The sequence below is a fragment of the Klebsiella sp. 141198 genome (genome assembly GCF_050600785.1).
In the GTDB taxonomy this organism is placed as follows: Bacteria; Pseudomonadota; Gammaproteobacteria; order Enterobacterales; family Enterobacteriaceae; genus Klebsiella; species Klebsiella aerogenes.
This window is the reverse complement of record NZ_JAQIRM010000001.1, coordinates 199,578-220,672: the sequence shown is the minus strand read 5'-3', so window position 1 is coordinate 220,672 and position 21,095 is coordinate 199,578. Positions and strand designations below refer to the sequence as shown.

General features: G+C 58.2%; 12 protein-coding genes. 3 read left to right on the top strand and 9 right to left on the bottom strand.

Annotated elements, in window-relative coordinates:
* The first annotated feature begins 39 nt into the window (after positions 1–39).
* Entirely contained in the window at positions 40–936 is an 897-nt protein-coding gene (locus PGR10_RS01055; RefSeq protein WP_430922774.1) for a DMT family transporter, read from the top strand.
* Here the strand turns inward: PGR10_RS01055 and narI are convergent.
* The 5 genes from narI to PGR10_RS01030 form a co-directional block, all read right to left on the bottom strand.
* Positions 933–1,610, bottom strand: coding sequence for a respiratory nitrate reductase subunit gamma (gene narI, locus PGR10_RS01050; protein WP_015367083.1), 678 nt, complete (start codon positions 1,608–1,610; stop codon positions 933–935). The genes PGR10_RS01055 and narI overlap by 4 nt on opposite strands.
* Complete coding sequence (gene narJ, locus PGR10_RS01045) at positions 1,610–2,320, bottom strand: nitrate reductase molybdenum cofactor assembly chaperone (RefSeq protein WP_045375167.1); 711 nt, start codon at positions 2,318–2,320, stop codon at positions 1,610–1,612. The genes narI and narJ overlap by 1 nt, the downstream gene beginning before the upstream one ends.
* Positions 2,317–3,852, bottom strand: a complete 1,536-nt coding sequence (gene narH, locus PGR10_RS01040; protein ID WP_087857950.1) for a nitrate reductase subunit beta — start codon at positions 3,850–3,852, stop codon at positions 2,317–2,319. Before narH ends, narJ begins: the two co-directional genes overlap by 4 nt.
* Positions 3,849–7,592, bottom strand: a complete 3,744-nt coding sequence (locus tag PGR10_RS01035) for a nitrate reductase subunit alpha (RefSeq protein ID WP_430922773.1) — start codon at positions 7,590–7,592, stop codon at positions 3,849–3,851. Before PGR10_RS01035 ends, narH begins: the two co-directional genes overlap by 4 nt.
* 387 nt (positions 7,593–7,979) lie before the next feature.
* A complete protein-coding gene (locus PGR10_RS01030; protein WP_045375160.1) occupies positions 7,980–9,368 on the bottom strand; it encodes a NarK family nitrate/nitrite MFS transporter in 1,389 nt (462 codons plus the stop codon).
* Positions 9,369–9,679: 311 nt separating this feature from the next.
* Here PGR10_RS01030 and narX point away from each other — a divergent pair, with 311 nt between their 5' ends.
* Together narX and narL are read left to right on the top strand one after the other, a co-directional pair.
* On the top strand, positions 9,680–11,458 hold the full coding sequence (gene narX, locus PGR10_RS01025; protein ID WP_087857951.1) for a nitrate/nitrite two-component system sensor histidine kinase NarX: 1,779 nt from the start codon (positions 9,680–9,682) through the stop codon (positions 11,456–11,458).
* A 10-nt stretch (positions 11,459–11,468) separates the two neighbouring features.
* Positions 11,469–12,119: a two-component system response regulator NarL gene (gene narL, locus PGR10_RS01020; RefSeq protein ID WP_015705094.1), complete on the top strand. Its 651-nt coding sequence runs from the start codon at positions 11,469–11,471 to the stop codon at positions 12,117–12,119.
* On the opposite strand, the gene PGR10_RS01015 is transcribed toward narL, so the two are convergent.
* The 4 genes from PGR10_RS01015 to PGR10_RS01000 all read right to left on the bottom strand — a co-directional run bounded on the left by PGR10_RS01015 (position 12,116) and on the right by PGR10_RS01000 (position 21,092).
* Positions 12,116–13,492 (bottom strand): YchO/YchP family invasin, encoded by a 1,377-nt coding sequence (locus tag PGR10_RS01015; RefSeq protein ID WP_213793777.1) that lies wholly within the window; start codon positions 13,490–13,492, stop codon positions 12,116–12,118. The two genes, narL and PGR10_RS01015, sit on opposite strands and share 4 nt — an antisense overlap.
* 131 nt (positions 13,493–13,623) lie before the next feature.
* Positions 13,624–16,230: a molybdopterin-dependent oxidoreductase gene (locus tag PGR10_RS01010; protein ID WP_430922772.1), complete on the bottom strand. Its 2,607-nt coding sequence runs from the start codon at positions 16,228–16,230 to the stop codon at positions 13,624–13,626.
* The gene (nirB, locus tag PGR10_RS01005) at positions 16,230–20,297 is read right to left on the bottom strand and encodes a nitrite reductase large subunit NirB (RefSeq protein ID WP_430922771.1); all 4,068 of its coding nucleotides are present in this window, start codon (positions 20,295–20,297) and stop codon (positions 16,230–16,232) included. Before nirB ends, PGR10_RS01010 begins: the two co-directional genes overlap by 1 nt.
* A 6-nt stretch (positions 20,298–20,303) precedes the next feature.
* Positions 20,304–21,092, bottom strand: a complete 789-nt coding sequence (locus tag PGR10_RS01000) for an ABC transporter ATP-binding protein (RefSeq protein WP_213316718.1) — start codon at positions 21,090–21,092, stop codon at positions 20,304–20,306.
* Positions 21,093–21,095 lie beyond the last annotated feature (3 nt).

Here is a 21,095-nt window from a genome sequence, read left to right as displayed (position 1 = left end):
CTTTTCACGACAATAATGGAAAACTTCTGGAGGTGAAATATGCAACTTTCTAGTGGAGTCTGGCAAATGAGTCTGGCGATGATAATTTCCGGCTCGATTGGCGCGTTCGTGCTGCTCTCAGGGTTACCGGTGATTGATGTGGTGTTCTGGCGTTGTCTTATTGGCGCAGTCACATTATTGCTGTTTATTTTGTTAAGCCGACAGCCCTTCAGCCGCCTGACGCGTCTCACCCTGGCGCTGGCAATCCTTGGCGGCGTCGCGCTGGTCATCAACTGGCTGCTGCTTTTTGCCGCCTACTCACGCGTTTCTATCGGGATGGCCACCGTGGTCTACAATACCCAGCCCTTTATGCTGGTATTACTGAGCATGATGCTGGGTGAAAAGGTAAGCGCGGTAAAATGGGGATGGTTACTCCTGGCCTTTGGCGGCGTGGTGATTCTGCTGTCGAGCGAACTGACTCCCTCCCACAACGATAATCTCGTCACTGGTATTATCCTGGCGTTAGGCGCGGCATTTTTCTATGCCCTGACCGCCATTATCGCCCGCAAACTGCAGCCGCTACCGGCGCAGCATATCGCTTTTATTCAGGTTATCGTCGGCACGGTGATGCTTTTACCGCTGGTTCATCACCCCGAATTTAACAGCCATTTTCCCTGGCGCTATTTGTTAATCCTCGGCATCGTCCATACCGGGATTATGTACCAGCTTTTATATAGCGCGATTCAAAAATTGCCGACGCCGGTCACCGGTTCGCTCTCGTTTATCTATCCGCTGGTGGCCATTCTGGTTGACTATCTGGTTTTCCATCATGCGCTGGCGCCGCTGCAGTTGGCTGGAGGGGTACTGATTCTGCTTGCCGCTGCCGGCAACAACCTTGGTTGGGGCGAAAAAAAACCCCGCCATGGCGGGGTAAGTCAGCCGTCGCGAATGAACTAGCGACGCGCGCGCACAATCTGGTATTTGCGCGTCAGGTACTCGACCGGCGCGCTCCAGATGTGAACCAGACGAGAGAACGGGAACAGCAGGAACAGCGTCATCCCCAGCACCAGGTGAACGCGGAAGACAAACGCCACGCCATCGAGATGCTGCGAAGCTCCGCCGTGGAAGGTGACCACCGACTGCGCCCAACCGACCAGTTTCATCATTTCGCTACCGTCCATATGCTGGGCGGAGAATGGAATGGTCAGCAGTCCCAGCGCGCATTGCACCATCAACAACGAGAGGATCAGAATATCCGCTGTGGTGGTGGTGGCACGAACGCGTGGGCTCAGCAGACGGCGCTTGAGCAGCAGTAAGCCGCCGACCAGCGTCATCACGCCGCACGCGCCGCCGGCAAACATGGCCATCTTCTGCTTCACGTCGATCGGCAGGAAGGACTCATACATCCAGTGCGGGGTCAGCATGCCGAGGAAGTGACCGGCGAAAATACCCAGGATCCCAATATGGAACAGGTTTGACGCCAGGTTCATCCCTTTACGATCCAGCATCTGACTGGAGGCGGCGCGCCAGGTGTACTGACCGTAGTCGTAGCGCAGCCAGCTGCCAATAAGGAACACCGAACCCGCAATGTACGGATAAATGTCAAAGAAGAACATATTCAGGAAGTGCATTAGTGCTGTCCTCCGTTAGAGATATTCAAATATTGCGGGGCCACGGCTCCGGCAAAACGACGCTGGTGAGCGGAAATCTCCGACTCGCCGCAGCCCTGGTCGGCAAAGAATTTGACCTGCTCTTCTTCCCAAACGGCATCCAACGCCTGCGGCGTATCGTCGCGGGCCTCGTCGGCGATCTTCTCCGCCACTTTCTGGCTATCGACCTGAGTATTGGCCAGTTTCAACAGCAGCTCGAACAGCATCGCATAGCGGCTTTCGCGCTGTTGCAGACGCGCGCTGAGCAGGCCGAGGATCGGCGCAACGTCCCGCAGGCCGCCAAGCGCTTCCTCTTCCGGCAGCTGCGCCAGATACTCCAGATACAGCGGCAGGTGATCCGGCAGCTCATGGCTATCCAGCAGCAGGCCGTGGCGTTCGTACTGCGCCATCAGGTCGACCATCGCCTGCCCGCGATCGCGGGACTCGCCGTGGACATGTTCAAACAGCAGCAGCGAAGTAGCACGGCCGCGGTCAAACAGCTCGCTGTACGCAGACTGGGCGTCCAGCGGATCCTGAGCCACTAAATCGCGCAGGAAAACGCCCAGCGCCTGGGCATCTTCTTTGGCGAGTTTTTCCGATGACGCGAGAGCCTCGAACATCTCCTGCTGATGCTGCCATAAGGCAGCGTCAGGGTATTCGAGCAGACGCGACACAATCACGAGTTCAATCATGAGTGCGGCTCCGTTTTGCTGGTAACGTCAATGGCGTCGATACGACGGCTGTTGAACAGGTTGAATTCGCTATCAGAACCGTGGCAACCATCGCCGAAGGTAAAGCCGCAGCCGCTCTTCTCCGGGAAGGCATCGCGGGCCTGTTCACGATGGCTACTCGGCACCACGAAACGGTCTTCGTAGTTAGCGATGGCCAGATAGCGGTACATCTCCTGCGCCTGCGCTTCGCTCAGCCCCACCTCTTCCAGCGCGCGGGTATCAACGACGCCGTCGACGGTTTCCGCACGTTTGAAGTGGCGCATCGCCAGCATACGTTTCAGCGCCAACAGTACCGGCTGGGTATCGCCCGCGGTCAGCAGATTCGCCAGATACTGGACTGGAATACGCAGGCTTTCTACATCCGGCAGGATCCCGTTGCTACCCAGTTCGCCCGCATCGGCGGCGGACTGAATCGGCGACAGAGGCGGCACATACCAGACCATTGGCAGGGTACGATATTCCGGGTGCAGCGGCAGCGCCAGCTTCCAGTCCATCGCCATTTTGTAAACCGGCGACTGCTGCGCGGCTTCAATGACCCCCTGCGGGACGCCATCTTTTAACGCCTGCTCAATCACTTTTGGATCGTTTGGATCGAGGAAGACGTCCAACTGACGCTGATACAGATCTTTCTCGTTCTCGGTGCTGGCGGCGTTTTCAATCGCGTCCGCGTCGTATAGCAGGACACCGAGATAGCGGATACGGCCCACACAGGTTTCGGAACACACCGTCGGCATGCCTGATTCAATACGCGGGTAGCAGAAGATGCATTTCTCGGATTTCCCGCTCTTCCAGTTGAAGTAGATCTTCTTGTACGGGCAACCGGTGATGCACATACGCCAGCCGCGGCACTTGTCCTGGTCGATCAGGACAATACCGTCCTCTTCACGCTTATAGATGGCGCCGCTCGGGCAGGTCGCGACGCACGCCGGGTTCAGGCAGTGCTCGCACAGGCGCGGCAGATACATCATGAAGGTGTTTTCGAACTGGCCGTACATCGCCTTCTGCATGTTTTCGAAGTTCTGGTCTTTGGCGCGTTTTTCAAACTCGCCGCCGAGGATCTCTTCCCAGTTCGGGCCGCTGGTAATTTTGTCCATCCGCTGGCCGGTAATCAGCGAGCGCGGACGGGCGATCGGCTGATGTTTGCTTTCCGGCGCGTTATGCAGATTCTGGTAGTCAAAATCAAACGGCTCGTAGTAATCATCGATTCCCGGCAGATGCGGGTTGGCGAAGATTTTACCCAGCAGCATCGCGCGGTTGCCCATACGCGGCTGCAGTTTTCCGTTGATTTTGCGGATCCAGCCGCCTTTCCATTTTTCCTGGTTTTCCCAGTCGTTCGGGAAACCGACGCCCGGCTTACTTTCTACGTTGTTGAACCAGGCGTACTCCATCCCTTCACGACTAGTCCAGACGTTTTTGCAGGTTACGGAGCAGGTATGGCAGCCGATGCATTTATCGAGATTCAGCACCATGCCGACTTGTGAACGAATTTTCATTTTACGCTCTCCTGTACCTGGTCATTACCTTCGCCGTCTAACCAGTTAATGTTCTTCATCTTACGTACCACAACAAACTCATCGCGGTTGGAACCGACGGTGCCATAGTAGTTAAAGCCGTACGCCAGGTGGCCGTAGCCGCCGATCATATGGGTCGGTTTTGGCGTAATACGGGTAACCGAGTTGTGGATACCGCCGCGCTGACCGGTGACTTCAGAGCCCGGCAGGTTAACGATACGTTCCTGCGCGTGGTACATCATGGTCATTCCGGCCGGTACGCGCTGGCTCACTACCGCACGTGCCGTCAGGGCGCCGTTGGCGTTAAATACTTCGATCCAGTCGTTATCTTCGATACCCAGATCTTTCGCGTCCGCTTCGCTCATCCAGACGATCGGCCCGCCGCGCGACAGGGTCAGCATCAGCAGGTTATCGCTGTAGGTCGAGTGAATCCCCCACTTCTGGTGCGGCGTCAGGAAGTTAAGAGCCTTCTCTGGATTGCCGTTGGACTTCTCGCCCATCACCGCTTTCACCGAACGGGTGTCAATCGGCGGACGATAGACCAGCAGGCTTTCGCCAAAGTCGCGCATCCACTGGTGATCCTGATACAGCGACTGACGGCCGGACAGCGTACGCCACGGGATCAGCTCATGAACGTTGGTATAACCGGCGTTATAGGAGACATGTTCGTCTTCCAGGCCAGACCAGGTCGGGCTGGAGATGATCTTACGCGGCTGCGCCTGAATGTCGCGGAAGCGGATCTTCTCGTCTTCTTTATTCAGCGCCAGGTGCGCATGCTCGCGGCCGGTAAATTCGCTCAGCGCTTTCCACGCCTTCACGGCTACCTGACCGTTGGTTTCCGGCGCCAGAGTGAGGATCATCTCGGCGGCGTCGATAGCGGTCTCCAGCTTCGGCTGGCCTTTCGCCGGGCCTTCCGCCTTGGTGTAGTTAAGCTTACGCAGCAGATCCATCTCGCTCTGGGTATTCCAGGCGATACCTTTACCGCCGTTGCCGATGGTTTCCAGCAGCGGGCCGATAGAGGTGAAGCGCTCGTAGGTCGCCGGGTAATCGCGCTCGACCGGAATAATATGCGGAGCGGTTTTACCTGGGATCAGGTCACATTCGCCTTTTTTCCAGTCTTTAACGTCAAACGGCTGCGCCATTTCCGCGGCGGAATCGTGCTGAATCGGCAGCGTCACGACGTCGGTTTCTTTGCCGAGGTGGCCTACGCAGACTTCAGAGAATTTCTTAGCGATACCTTTATAGATGTCCCAGTCGCTTTTGGATTCCCAGGCCGGGTCAACGGCGGCAGACAGCGGGTGAATAAACGGATGCATATCCGAAGTATTCATGTCGTCTTTTTCGTACCAGGTTGCGGTCGGCAGCACGATGTCAGAGTACAGACAGGTGCTCGACAGACGGAAGTCGAGCGTAACGACCAGATCCAGTTTGCCGTCGAGACCGTTATCCCGCCATTCAACTTCTTCCGGCTTCACGCCGCCCTGCTTGCCAAGGTCTTTGCCCTGAATACCATTCTCGGTACCCAGCAGGTACTTGAGCATGTATTCATGGCCTTTACCGGAGGAACCCAGCAGGTTGGAACGCCAGATAAACAGGTTACGCGGATGGTTTTTACCGTTCTCCGGCTGTTCGGCCGCAAAGCGAATAGACCCCTCTTTCAGCGATTTCACGGTGTAATCGACCGGCGTCATGCCGGCTTTCTTCGCTTCGTCAGCAATACGCAGCGGGTTCACGCCCAGCTGCGGCGCCGACGGCAGCCAGCCCATACGCTCAGCGCGCACGTTGAAGTCGATCAGATGTCCGCTGTAGCGGGATTTATCCGCCATCGGCGACAGCAGTTCCTGCGCGGTGACCGTTTCATAACGCCACTGGCTGGAGTGGTTATAGAAGTACGATGTACTGTTCATGTGGCGTGCCGGACGCTGCCAGTCGAGGGCGAACGCCAGCGGCTGCCAGCCGGTCTGCGGACGCAGTTTTTCCTGACCAACGTAATGCGCCCAGCCACCGCCGCTCTGGCCAACGCAGCCGCAGAAGATCAGCATGTTGATCAGCCCGCGGTAGTTCATGTCCAGGTGGAACCAGTGGTTCAGGCCCGCACCGACGATAATCATCGAGCGGCCATGGGTCTTATCGGCGTTATCGGCAAATTCACGAGCGGTACGGATGATATGCGCGCGGGGTACGCCGGTGATTTTTTCTGCCCAGGCCGGAGTGTACGCTTTGACGTCATCGTAGCTGGTGGCGCAGTTTTCATCGTTCAGACCGCGCTCCAGGCCGTAGTTCGCCATGGTCAGGTCATAAACGGTGGTCACCAGCGCGGTGGAGCCGTCGGCCATCTGCAGGCGTTTTACCGGCAGTTTGTGCAGCAGAATGTTTTCGAGGTCGACTTTGTTGAAATGCTCGGAACCTTCGCCGCCAAAGTATGGGAAGCCGACGTTGGCGATATCGTCGTGGCTGCCAAGCAGGCTCAGACGCAGTTCAATCTCTTCGCCGGTTTTACCATCGCGCTGCTCGAGGTTCCACTTGCCTTTGTCACCCCAGCGGAAGCCCAGAGAACCGTTAGGTACGGTCATTTCGCCCTTCTCGTCAAAGGCGACGGTTTTCCATTCCGGATTCTGCTCCTGGCCCAGAGAGTCAACCAGGTCGGCAGCGCGCAGCATACGGCCAGCGGCATAGTAGCCGTCGCGCTCTTCGAGCATGACCAGCATCGGCATGTCGGTGTAGCGACGTACGTAATCGGTGAAGTACTGGCTCGGTTTATCGAGGTGGAACTCACGCAGCATGACGTGGCCCATCGCCAGCGCCATCGCGGCATCGGTACCCTGCTTCGGCGCCAGCCACAGATCGCACAGCTTGGCGATTTCGGCATAGTCCGGAGTAATCGCCACGGTTTTGGTCCCTTTGTAGCGAACTTCGGTAAAGAAGTGCGCGTCCGGGGTACGGGTCTGCGGGACGTTGGAACCCCAGGCGATGATATAGCTGGAGTTGTACCAGTCGGCGGATTCCGGCACGTCGGTCTGTTCGCCCCAGGTCATCGGCGAGGCCGGCGGCAGGTCGCAGTACCAGTCGTAGAAGCTCAGGCAGGTACCGCCAATCAACGACAGGTAACGGGCGCCGGACGCGTAGGAAACCATAGACATCGCCGGGATTGGCGAGAAGCCTGCCACGCGGTCTGGACCGTAAGTTTTGACGGTGTAGACGTTTGAGGCGGCAATCAGTTCGTTCACTTCTTTCCATGAAGAACGAACAAAACCGCCACGGCCGCGGGCCTGTTTAAAGCTTTTCGCTTTATCGGCATCTTCAATAATAGAAGCCCATGCCTCAACCGGATCGCTATGCTGAACTTTCGCTTCACGCCACATCTTCATCAGACGCTTACGCATCAGCGGATATTTCAGGCGGTTAGCGCTATACAGATACCAGGAGTAGCTGGCGCCGCGCGGGCAGCCGCGTGGCTCATGGTTCGGCAGATCGGGGCGGGTGCGCGGATAATCGGTCTGCTGGGTTTCCCAGGTGACCAGGCCATTTTTGACATAAATTTTCCAGCTGCATGAGCCGGTGCAGTTCACACCGTGAGTGGAACGCACGATTTTGTCATGCTGCCAACGCTGGCGGTATCCATCCTCCCAATCCCGGTTGGTTTCAAGAAGCTGGCCGTGCCCATCGGCAAAGGTTTCACCCTTCTGTTTGAAGTAGCGAAACCGGTCCAGAAATTTACTCATCGGGTTTCTCCTGATATGGAGCCTGACGGCTCTCTGATAAATCGACATTGCTGGATTTGCAGCGAAAATAGCGCCATGTCGGAGGAGGAGAATTGATGGCGATCAATGCGAAATAGCTTATAAATCCGCACCCAACCCGCAGATACCACCAAAGTAGTAACGATATTTATTAAATATCCAATTGTTTTATAAGGATTATTTTAAATATGACAGAATGTTAACCGGGATTTATGCCACGCTTAGGTATTAAGTGGTAGATAGCATATCGATAGTTATCTCCCTGAATTCAACAACCTTGCGCAGATTAAAAGTATGTTGTAACTAACAACAAATAATAAAAAGGGCGCACCCTGTGGCGCGCCCTGTCACTTACCGTTAAGAAAAGACTTATTTCTGTTTACGGCCGTATACCGCCCATGTGATCACTACGCAGGCAATATAGAACACGAGGAAGACTTTCATTGCCCCGGCCGGCGAGCCGGTCAGATCCAGCGAAATACCAAACGCTTTCGGAATAAAGAAACCACCGATCGCGCCAATCGCCGAAATAAAGCCCAGCGCCGCGGCGGTATCCGTTGCCGCTTCACGCATCGCCTGCGCTTCGCTACCACCCTGCGCTTTCACGCGATCCATCGTAAGCTTACGGAAAATAACGGAAATCATCTGGAAGGTAGAGGCGCTGCCCAGTCCGGCGGTCAGGAACAGCACCATAAATACCGCGAAGAAGGCGATGAAGTTGCCGCCCTGACCGTTGGTCGGCAGAGTCAGGAACAGTAACGCGCAGAAAACCGCCATCACCACGAAGTTCACCAGCGTCACGCGGGTCCCGCCGAGTCGGTCGGAAATCGCCCCGCCCATCGAACGCGCCAGCGCGCCAATAAACGGACCGAAGAAGGCGTAGTGCAGGATCTGCACGTCCGGGAACTGGGTTTTTGACAGCATCGCAAACCCGGCGGAGAAACCGATAAAGGAACCAAAGGTCGCCAGATACAGCAGCGCCATAATCCACAGATGCAGGCGTTTAAGTACCGGCAGCTGTTCGCTCAGTGACGCTTTCGAGGCCGACAGGTCGTTCATAAAGAACCACGCTGCCAGGGTAAAGATAATCAGGAAAGGCACCCAGATCCACGCGGCGTTTTCCAGATACAGCATTGAGCCATCCGGTTGCTCGCTACCGCTTCCGCCAAATACGGCAAAGATAGAGAGCGAGACCACCAGCGGCGCAACCAGCTGCATCACGCTGACGCCCATGTTGCCAAGCCCACCGTTAACGCCCAGCGCGCCGCCCTGCTTCTCTTTCGGGAAGAAGAAACTGATGTTCGCCATACTGGATGCAAAGTTAGCGCCGGCAAAGCCGCACAGCAGAGAGATAATCACGAACACGCTAAACGGCGTAGAGGTATCCTGTACCGCGAAGCCCAGCCATACGCACGGAATAATCATGATACCGGTACTGAACGCCGTCCAGCGGCGGCCGCCGAACAGCGGGACCATAAAGGCATAAGGTACGCGCAGCAATGCGCCGGAAAGGGCCGGGAGCGCGGTCAGCATAAACAGCTGATCGGTAGTAAACTGAAAGCCAACTTTATTAAGATTCACGGCGACGGCGCTGAACAACATCCAGACGCAGAACGCCAGTAAAAGGCAGGGAACGGAGATCCACAAATTACGGCTCGCCACACGGTGGCCGCGCTGTTGCCAAAACTCAGGATCTTCAGGACGCCAGTCGGTGATGACTGAGCTGTTAGCCTTCTCCGGGATTGAAGAGTGACTCATAGATACCTCTGATTATTCATATTTCCTGATGCTACCTTAGGGGTTGCTCAAGGCTGTAAGTTGATATAAATCAAAGGAAAAGCGCGGGCCATTTTGTGCAAAAATAAATCATGCTCCGAAGTGAGTAGATAATTATGAGAAAAAAAGTGTGGTTTTTCACGCGGCTGCCGGGTTTCTGGTTATCCCTCCCACCACGGCGTCTACCACCGACAATTAAGGAGTAATACCTTAGGGGTATGGGTATACTCCAGGGGATAGCTGAGAATAAGCGCCACTCCCGGAGAGATGACCCATCAGGAGCCACCCATTCCATGTTAAAACGTCTTTTTACGCCGCTCACGTTGGTTAATCAGCTGGCGTTAATCGTGCTGCTCGCCACCATCATCGGCGTGGCCGGCATGGCGATATCCGCCCGCCTGGTGCATGGGGTGCAGGGCAGCGCCCACGCCATTAACAAGGCCGGCTCGTTGCGTATGCAGAGCTACCGCCTGCTGGCGGCTATTCCGCTAACGGCCAACGATCAAAAACTGTTTAACGATATGACCGCTACCGTTTTCAGCCCGGAGTTGCAATACTCCGCGCGTCGTGACGGCCAGGAAGTCCAGCTGAAAGCGCTACAGCAATATTGGCAGTTGTCGCTGGGACCAGGTATGAAACAGGCCGTCAGGCAAAGCGACGTGGCACAGGATGTCGCCGATTTTGTCGACCGTATTGACCAATTGGTGACCGCCTTCGACCACACCACCGAACAACGTATCGAGCGCGTGGTCTGGATCCACCGGATCCTCGCCGTTGGCATGGCGCTGCTGCTGATCTTTACCATCATCTGGCTACGCGCCCGTCTGCTGCGACCGTGGAAACAGTTACTGGGTATGGCGCGGGCGGTCAGCCAGCGCGACTTTACCCAGCGCGCGCACATTAGCGGGCGCAACGAAATGGCGACCCTCGGCATGGCGTTGAATAACATGTCGGAAGAGCTGGCGGAAAGCTACGCCGTGCTTGAACGACGGGTACAGGAAAAGACTGCCGGGCTCGAGCAGAAAAACGAGATCCTGGCCTTTTTATGGCAGGCCAACCGTCGGTTACACTCCAGCGCTCCGCTGTGTGAGCGCATCTCACCGGTGCTGAACGGTCTGCAAGGGCTGACGTTGCTACGTGATATTGAAGTGCGGGTTTATGACCTTGAGGATGAAGACAATCATCAGGAGTTTGCCTGCCACTCCGATATCGAATGCGATGATAAAGGCTGCTATCTGTGTCCGCGCGATCTTCCCCCGCTGCCGGATGGCGGCACAACGCTGAAATGGCGACTATCAGACGCGCATAACCAGTATGGCATCCTGCTGGCAACGCTGCCGGTTGGCCGCCACCTGAGCCACGACCAACAGCAACTGGTCGACACGCTGGTGGAGCAGTTGACCAGCACCCTGGCGCTGGACCGCCATCAGGAAAAACAGCAGCAGCTCATCGTGATGGAAGAACGAGCCACCATCGCCCGCGAACTTCACGACTCTATCGCCCAGTCGCTCTCGTGCATGAAGATGCAGGTCAGCTGTCTGCAGATGCAGGGCGATAGCCTGCCGGATGAAAGCCGGCTGCTGTTGGGGCAGATCCGCAACGAACTCAACACCTCATGGGCGCAGTTAAGGGAGCTGTTAACCACCTTCCGTCTGCAGCTTACCGAGGCGGGTCTGCGCCCGGCGCTGGAGGCCAGCTGTCAGGAGTACAGCGCGCACTTTGGTTTCACGGTACAACTGGATTATCAGTTGCCGCCGCGTTTTGTCCCGTCGCATCAGGCGATTCACCTGCTGCAGATCGCCCGCGAGGCGTTAAGCAATGCGTTGAAGCATGCCAACGCGACGGAAGTCACCGTGACCGTGTCACAACGCGATAATCAGGTACGTTTAGTCGTTGCCGATAACGGCCGCGGGGTACCGGAAAACGCGGAGCGAAGTAACCATTACGGTTTAATTATTATGCGGGATCGCGCGCAAAGCTTGCGCGGCGACTGTCAGGTGCGCCGCCGGGAGACCGGCGGTACCGAAGTCGTGGTGACGTTTATCCCGGAAAAATCGTTTTCAATCCAATAAGGAGACCCCTATGAGTCAACAGGAACGGGCAACCATCCTTCTCATTGATGATCATCCCATGCTGCGCACTGGCGTAAAGCAACTGGTTAGCATGGCGCCGGACATTCAGGTTATCGGCGAAGCCAGTAATGGCGAACAAGGTATCGAACTGGCGGAATCGCTGGATCCGGACCTGATTCTACTGGATCTTAATATGCCGGGCATGAACGGCCTCGAAACGCTCGACAAGCTGCGGGAAAAATCGCTCTCCGGCCGCGTAGTGGTATTCAGCGTCTCCAATCATGAAGAGGACGTAGTGACCGCCCTGAAACGCGGCGCCGACGGCTACCTGTTGAAAGATATGGAACCAGAAGATCTGCTGAAAGCGCTGCAGCAGGCCGCTGCAGGCGAAATGGTATTAAGCGAAGCGTTAACCCCGGTACTGGCCGCCAGCCTGCGCGCTAATCGCGCCACGTCCGACCGCGACATCAGCCAGCTGACCCCGCGCGAGCGCGATATCCTGAAGCTGATTGCCCAGGGCCTGCCGAACAAAATGATTGCCCGCCGCCTGGATATCACCGAAAGCACCGTTAAAGTGCACGTGAAACACATGCTGAAGAAAATGAAGCTGAAATCACGGGTTGAAGCCGCCGTCTGGGTTCACCAGGAACGGATCTTCTAAGGCGATTCCGTCCAGGAAACGTCGGGAGCCGTAAACGTCACCAGCGGCTCGGTCAGCGCCAGTGCGATCTCATTGGAAGAGACGCGCTGACCCGATTTATCTTCAACCACCACCGACAGACGCCAGCGATTCACCGCGCCCGGCTCGCTGTTCCACACCGGCATAATGATGCTCCAGCCATCCGCACTGTTGGCATTAACCGGCGGCGTCAGGCTTAGCGCCTGAGTGTCCCCCTGCCAATGCAGTGATTTAATGCCGTGCAGGCTATTAATTTGCAGCTTCAGCTGTACCGTTTCGCCTGAGTGCAGATCCCACGGCGGCGTCGCCAGATAGACCGTCAGATTCTTACGCTGTCGATACTCAACTACCGGCAGATTATCGCGTTCCGGGCTATCGTAGCGGCTGCCGCGTAGCGAGTTGCTGATAGCCACTTCATCCGCCGCCAGTTGCTGTTTCAGCGGAACCCCAAAACGATAATTCAGCTTCAGGCCGACATTATTCTGGCTGACGCCATTTTCACCCTGTTTGTGTTTAGCGGTAACCGTCACCAACGGTACCGGGGTGTAATTCAGTCCCACCGAAACCGCCACCGGATTATGGTATCCGGTACCGGAATGAAACAGATCGACACTATCGCCGAAGTACTGTTCGACGCTGACGCTGGTATTGATGTGCTGATAAAACGGCAATCGTGCCTGGGCAGTCACGTCATAACCGACGGCCATCCGCTGCTCCTGGGTCTGATTTTCCCGCAACTGCCAGTCGCCAAGTGGGTGGTAATAGTTGGCCGATAAGCGCAAGTACTCGCCCCAGGCTTCCGCGCCGATACTGCCGCGCGCCAGACTCTCGCTGAGCACTTTGTCGTAAAAGGAGTTATAGCCCAGCAGCCAGCCACCGACACGCCAGCGCTGGCCGAGCCCAACATTGCCCACCAGATCGTTCTCGCGCCGGGTAACCGAATATTGATTCCAGGTGAGGTAACGTTCATTGTCCTGCAGCGGCACAAACCAGCTCCCCTTGCTGCCGGTGAAGTTACCCTCTTTATCCACCAACAGGTCGATATTGGCATTCCCCCACGGCGACAGCCAGTTTTCCAGATGATGGCTGAACTCATTGCCGATTTTGCCGATGGCGAACATTCGCGCCTGCTCGCCGGTGGTGAGTCCGTTATCGCTCATGCTGGCTTCGCCGAATTTCTTGGCCATCTCGGCGAAATGTTTGGCATCGTCGTCGACCTGCGGCGCTATCCCTAAATCGGGCAGCGTAGTTTGCGGCGGCATACTGCTATCGTTGGCAATCAGCGCCCAGGCGGGAGCGCCTGTCAGCAGCAGGAGAAGCGTCAGTGATGGGGTTAAGCGGTACGGCAAAGGCATCAAACGGATTAACGTAAGCTCACGGGGAATAACAACATCACGTTAGTTTATCGTTTTTTGCCCTTCCCCGCAGCCCTGTGGGCCATTCCAGGAATAAACTGAAACCGGTTGGCGTTTGCTTTCCCCTATCATCAAACCGGCGTTCGAGTTTGATTTGCCGCCAGCAGCGCTTTGAGTTCCGGAATACAGGAACCACAGTTGGTGCCGCACTTGAGCTTCGCGCCAAGCGCCTCTACGCTGACGCAACCGCCGGCAACCGCCTCGCCTATCTGCCGCTCACCGATACTAAAGCAACTGCAGATAGTCTGCCCACGCGGCGCGCTGTCGCCGCCCTTACGGCCGCTGAGCAACGCATGGCGTAGCCCGGCGGTCTGCGGCGGCGTCCGGAACACCGTATACAGCCATTCAGCATCGATTTGCGGCGGCTTAATATCGCTCCAGCAGCCGAGCATCAATTGTCCGTCGTGCCAGGCCAGTAGGTTCCACAGCCCACCGCCCTCGGCAATTTGCAACTGCCATCCCTGTTTGCGACACCACTCGCTCAGCCAGCTTTGCGGGCCGGTATCCGCGGCCAGCGACAAATGGCTGATCCCTACCGCCGCCCGCCGCCGCCAGTGCAGCGAGGATGGCAACGGCAAGGGCTCGCGAGATAATAGCTCCCCTTGCCACGCCGGCCGCCACGGCGCTATCGCCACCGCCGACTGCTTGCTCTCCGGCTGCCCGGAATGCGGATCGGTGACCGCCGCCAGTAAATTATTGACCCGTCCCTGGCGGGCAAACTGATTATTCCAGTGCATCGGCACAAAGAGCGAACCGGCGCGCTGCCCTTCGCTAACTATCACCTTTGCAATCATCACGCCGTGGCGCGACCAGACGCGAGCCAGTTCTCCCTCACGTAATTCAAAGCGACGAGCATCGGCAGGCGCCACCTCGACGACCGGTTCGGCAATGTGCTGCATCAACCGCGGTATGTCGCCGGTGCGGGTCATGGTATGCCACTGATCGCGAATACGTCCGCTATTGAGGATTAATGGATAAAATGCCTCGGTCCGCGCCCGGGTCGGCTGCGGCGACACCGGCACCATCCGCAACCTGCCGTCGCCGTGCCAGCCCTCCGTTAACCGCCAGGGCGCGGCGCTGCGGCTCACCGGCCAGCGCACCGGCGCCAGGGCATCCCACGCCTCCCGGCTGAGGTCCGCCAGCCCTCCAATATCAAACGCCCGCTGACCGTCATTTTCAAACCCTGAGAGCGCCGCGTGTTCACAAAACACCTCATGCGGATGTTGCCATGAAAAAGCCCGGGCATAACCTAATTCGGCGGCGAGACGGGAAATGATCCACCAGTCGGCTTTCGCCTCCCCCGGCGGCGGCAAAAAAGCCCGCTGACGCGAAATTCGCCGCTCCGAGTTAGTCACGGTACCGTTTTTTTCGCCCCATGCCAGCGCCGGAAAGCGGATATGGGCAAAGCGACCGGTGTCAGTATTGGCGGCGACATCGGAGACCATCACCAGCGGACACCTGGACAGCGCCTGACTCACCGCGTGGCTATCGGGCAGTGAGACCACCGGATTGGTCCCCATAATCCACACCGCTTTGACCTCGCCGCGTCCAATCGCGGCGAAGAGTTCGACGGCGGTTAGCCCCGGCGTCTGCGCCAGTCGCTCGCTGCCCCAAAAGCGCGCTAATCGCTGCAGATCCTGCGGCTCAAAATTCATATGCGCCGCCAGCATCGTCGCCAATCCCCCCACTTCACGCCCACCCATGGCGTTGGGTTGACCGGTCAGCGAAAACGGCCCGCAGCCGCGGCGGGCAAACTTCCCGCTGGCAAGATGGACATTGATAATCGCGTTGCACTTATCGCTGCCGCTGGCGGACTGATTAATTCCCATGGTGTACAGCGTGATGGCGCGAGGCGCAGCGATAAAATCACGATAAAAGCGAGCCACCTGCGCCGGCGGCAGGCCGCAGAAAGCGGCCGCTTTTTCCACGCTCCATTGCGCGGCGATGGTCAGCGCCTGCCGCTGGTCGCGAAAACCCGCCGCCATTTCACCGCTGGCGGCAATGGCATTAAGCAGGCCGACAAATAGCCCGCCATCGCTACCGGGCGCCAAGGCCAGATGATCGTCGGCAATATCGCAGGTCGCGGTGCGTCGCGGATCCACCACCACGATCCGCAACCGCGGATTATCGCGTTTCGCCTGCGCCAACCGCTGATAGAGAACCGGATGCGCCCAGGCGGCGTTGGAGCCCACCAGCACCACCAGATCGCTTTGCTCGACATCTTCATAGCTGCACGGCACGACGTCCGCGCCGAACGCCCGCTTATAGCCGGTGACCGCCGATGACATACATAACCGCGAATTCGTATCGATATTGGCGGCGCCGATAAAGCCCTTCATCAGCTTGTTGGCGGCGTAATAATCCTCAGTTAACAGCTGGCCTGAGGCGTAAAACGCGACCGCCTGCGGGCCGTAGCGCTCAATAATGTCGCGCAGACGTGAACCCGCCTCCGCCAGCGCCTGCGGCCAGCCGACCGCCCGGCCATCGACTTCAGGATGTAATAATCGCCCGGTAAGCGAGGTCGTTTCCCCAAGCGCCGCCCCTTTTACGCACAAGCGGCCAAAGTTGGCAGGATGGTTTTCATCGCCGCGAATCGTGACGGTTCCGCTGGGTTCAACGCGGGCGATAACCCCGCAGCCGACGCCGCAGTATGGGCAGGTGGTTCGGGTTTCGCTCATCAGCTCGCCTCCGCGCGCAGCAGCAATGCCTGGTTGCCGACCCACACTTTTCCCTGTTCGATCTTCACCGGCCACGCGCGCACCGACGGCTCGCCGCTGTCGTACAAGCGACCGTCTCGCAAGCGAATCTGCTGTTTATAGAGCGGCGAAATGACGATCGGCTCGCCGCCCGCGTCGCCTAAAATACCGCGCGATAACACGTTGGCCTCGCTGCCGGGTTCCTGGTTATCCAGCGCATAAACTTGCTCGCCGAAGCGGAACAGCGCAATCTGCCGTTCGCCGAGGCGCGCGCCGATCCCCGCCTGCGGTGGGATCGCGTCCAGGTCGCAGATCGCCTGCCACGGTCGCGACGGCAGGACCGGTTGCCCAAGCCCTTGCGGCGCCACCAACTGCGGCTGACCGCGCAGGATTTGCCGCTGCACCGCCTCATCAGCCTCATCGCTGTTAACGTAGGAACGGAATAGCGCCAGCCGCTGTGGATCGTTCAGGGTGGTCTGCCATTCGCACTGGTAGCTATCCACCACCCGCGCCATCTCCTGCTCCAGCTCATCGCCGATACCGAGACTATCGTGCAAGATCACCTCACGTAGATACGCCACGCCGCCTTCAAGGTTATCCATCCAGCTACTGGTGCGCTGCAGGCGGTCAGCGGTGCGAATATAAAACATCAACAACCGATCGACGGTACGGATTAGGCTGGCGTCGTCAAGGTCGCTCGCAAAGAAGTCCGCATGGCGCGGTTTCATCCCGCCGTTGCCGCAGACGTATAGATTCCAGCCCTTTTCAGTCGCAATAACCCCGATGTCTTTACCTTGCGCTTCGGCACATTCGCGGGTACAGCCCGAGACCGCCATTTTGATTTTGTGCGGCGCGCGCAGCCCCTTGTAACGATGTTCAAGCCTTACCGCCAGCCCCGTTGAATCCTGAACCCCATAGCGGCACCAGGTCGAGCCGACGCAGGATTTTACCGTGCGTAATGATTTGCCATAGGCGTGTCCGGTTTCAAATCCAGCCGCCGCCAGTTCGCGCCAGATGTCCGGCAGTTGCTCCAGCCGCGCGCCAAACAGGTCGATACGCTGTCCTCCTGTCACTTTACTGTACAGCTGGTAACGTTTGGCGATCTGGCCAATAGCGATAAGCCCATCCGGTGTCACTTCGCCTGCGGCCATCCGCGGCACCACCGAGTAAGTGCCGTCTTTCTGAATATTGGCGAAGTAGCGATCGTTGGTGTCCTGCAGCGGCAGATGCGCCGGTTTCAGCAGATACTCATTCCAGCAGGAGGCCAGTACCGACGCCACCAGCGGTTTACACACTTCACAGCCGTGGCCCTGCCCGTAACGGCTAATGAGCTGATCGAAGGTATGGATGTGGTTGACTCGTACCAGATGATAGATCTCCTGCCGCGACCACGGAAAATGCTCGCAGATATCTTTTTTTACCTCGACGCCCTGTCCGGTAAGCTGGTGTTCCATCACCTGTTTGACCAGCGCGCTACAGCCCCCGCAGCCGGTCGCCGCTTTAGTGCAGCTTTTTATCGCCGCCATATCGCCCGCTCCGGCGCTGACCGCCTGGCAAATGTCCCCCTTACTGACGTTATGGCAAGAGCAAATCTGCGCGCTATCCGGCAACGCCGCCACGCCCAGCGCTTTCGTCGTGGCCCCATCCATCGCGGGGAGGATCAGACTTTCCGGACGAGACGGTAGCGCCATGCCGTTCAGCATCATCTGCAACAGCGTCGCGTAGTCACCGGCATCGCCCACCAGTACGCCGCCCAGCAGCGTTTTGCCATCAGCGCTAACAACGATCTTTTTGTAGATCTGCCGCGGACCATCGGTCCATTGATAGCTCTGGCAACCAGCTGTACGTCCGTGAGCATCGCCAAACGACGCCACATCCACGCCGAGCAGTTTGAGTTTGGTGCTCATATCGGCGCCGCTAAAGCGGGCCGCTTCGCCAGCCAACTGCGCCGCTGCGGTGCGCGCCATGTGATAGCCCGGCGCCACCAGGCCATAAATTTTGTTGTCCCACAGCGCGCATTCGCCAATCGCCAATATATCTGCGTCCGAGGTCCGGCAGTGGTCATCGATACCGATACCGCCGCGTTCGCCGATTGCCAGGCCTGCGCCGCGCGCCAGCGCATCCTGCGGGCGGATCCCGGCGGAAAAGACCACCATATCGGTCTGCAGCGTATCGCCATCGGCAAAGTTAAGCTGCAGCCCCTCGGCGGTGCGCACTATCGCGGTCGTCGCTTTGCTGGTGTGCACGCCAACCTCCAGATCGAGAATTTTCTCCCGCAGCATCGCCGCGCCGCCGTTATCCAACTGCACCGCCATCAGGTTGGCGGCGAACTCCACCACATGGGTCTTGAGCCCCAACTGTTTTAACGCGTTGGCGGCTTCCAGCCCCAATAGCCCGCCCCCGATGACCACCCCGCTCTGCGCAGTGGCGGCGCGGGCGGCAATGCGGTCAAGATCGTCAAGGGTACGATAGACGAAGCAGCCTTCTTCATCGTTACCGCGGATTGGCGGCACGAAGGGATAGGAGCCGGTCGCCAGCACCAGCTTATCCCAATGGGTTTCATGGCCGTGGGCATCGCGCACGATTCGCGCCGGACGATCGATTTCCGCGATCGTCTCCCCTAGCCGCAGCTCAATCCCGTACTGGCTAAAAAAGTCTCCCTCTACCAGCGATAGCGACTCTGCGCTGCGCCCGGCGAAATATTCCGAGAGATGAACCCGGTCATAGGCGGCATAGCGCTCTTCGCCAAAGACCACGATACGGTACTGCTGGTGCAGGTTCCGGCTCACGCATTGCTCAAGAAAATGGTGGCCGACCATGCCGTGTCCGACCAGCACTAATACAGGTTTAGTCATCGTCATTTTTCCTGCAGCCCGCGGCTGCGTTATAGAAGGGTCAAAAAGCCACTCCGCTGAAGGAGACCTATCGCTGCCGAGCAGCGCGGTAAGCGGCGCCGCCTGCTGGCAGTCGCCCAGCAGCAGCACGCCGTGCAGCCGGCCATCGCGGATCAGCAGGCGACGGTAGTGGCGATCGATGGGGTCCCAACTGCTGTAGATCTGGTCCTGCTCGCCGGCCTGCTGTTCGCCAGCGCTAAAAAACTCGATACCGGTGACCTTCAACCGGGTACCGCCGTCCTGCCAGCTGAACTCTTCGCCGGGAGCCCCGCACAGGCGTTCAACTAACACATCGGCCTGGCGCAAACAGGGAGCCACCAGTCCCCAGGTTTGGCCGTCAATCTCACAACACTCGCCGATAGCGCTGATCCCTGGCAGCGAGGTCGCCATCCGGCGGTCGACGATAATACCCCGCTGGCAGGCTACGCCGCTGCGCGTCGCCAAACGGATATCCGGCCACACGCCGGTGGCTAACACCACCCGGCTTGCGGCAAAAGCGCGCCCGTCTTCCAGCCGCACATGCTGTTCGTCAATAGCGGCAATTCGGCTCTCCAGCACGCAGCGGATGCCGCGTGCCTCAAGCTGTTGTTTTAACTGTTCCGCAGCGAAAGCATCGGTAAGTGGCTCCATCAAACCGCTACCGCGATGGAGTAGCGTCACTTCCCCACCGTGACGACGCAGCGCCGCCGAGGCCTCCACGCCCAGTACGCCGCCGCCGATTACCACCGCCGGGCCGGGGATTGCCAGGATGCCTTTAACATCCGCCAGGGTGCGAAAGGCGAATACCTGCGGGCGCTCAATACCCGGCAGCGACGGGATAAACGGCTGCGACCCGGTGGCGAACACCAGTTCATCCCATTCCAGCCAGTCGCCGCCGACGCGTAGTCTTCTCCCGGCGACATCCACTTCGCTGACCGCCTCGCCAAGCCGCACGCGGACACCATGCTGGGCGTACCACTCCGTCGGCAGCAGTTGTATTTGCGCCGCCGTTTTTTCCCCGCCGAGTACCGGCGAGAGCTGAATGCGGTTGTAGGCCGGCTGCGGTTCATCGCCGATTAGCGTGATGATGAAACGCCCCTGCGCGCGCGCCGCCAGCTTCTCAGCCAGCCGGGTTGCCGCCATACCGTTGCCGATAATCACCAGTCGCCGCATCATTCCGCCTTACGCCGCTTTCGGCTGCTTTTCGTAGAGGAAATGGAGGATCTGCTGACGCAGGTGGTGGTAGTGTTTATCATCCGCCAGTTGGACCCGGTTACGTGGACGCGGCAGATTAACGTCAAGGATCTCGCCAATCGTCGCGGCCGGGCCATTGGTCATCATTAACACCCGGTCGGAAAGCAGTACCGCCTCATCGACGTCGTGGGTGATCACGACAATGGTGGTGTTTAGTTCCTGCTGGATGTGCATTACCGCATCCTGCAGATGGGCTCGGGTGAGCGCGTCCAGCGCGCCAAAAGGCTCATCAAGCAGTAACACTTTTGGCTTCATCGCCAGCGCGCGCGCGATGCCAACGCGCTGCTTCATACCGCCGGAGATCTCCCCCGGACGTTTGTGCAGCGCGTGCCCCATCTGTACTCGCTGTAAATTGTGCTCAATCCACTCCCGGCGCTCTGCCTTGCTCATGGTACGGCGAAACACCTGATCCACCGCCAGCGCCACGTTGTCAAAACAGCTCAGCCATGGCAGCAGCGAATGGTTCTGGAACACCACCGCCCGTTCAGGCCCCGGCCCGGAAATTTCACGGTTATCGCATAGCAGCCCGCCCTCAGTGGGCTGGGTAATCCCGGCAATCAGATTCAACAGCGTGGATTTGCCGCATCCGGAGTGGCCAATCAGGCTGATGGTTTCCCCTTCGTGAATATCAAATGAGACGTTTTGCAGCGCCAGGAACTCGCCGCTGGCGGTGTTAAAGCGTTGACTGACGGCCTGCACCTGAATTAATGGTTTCATAGC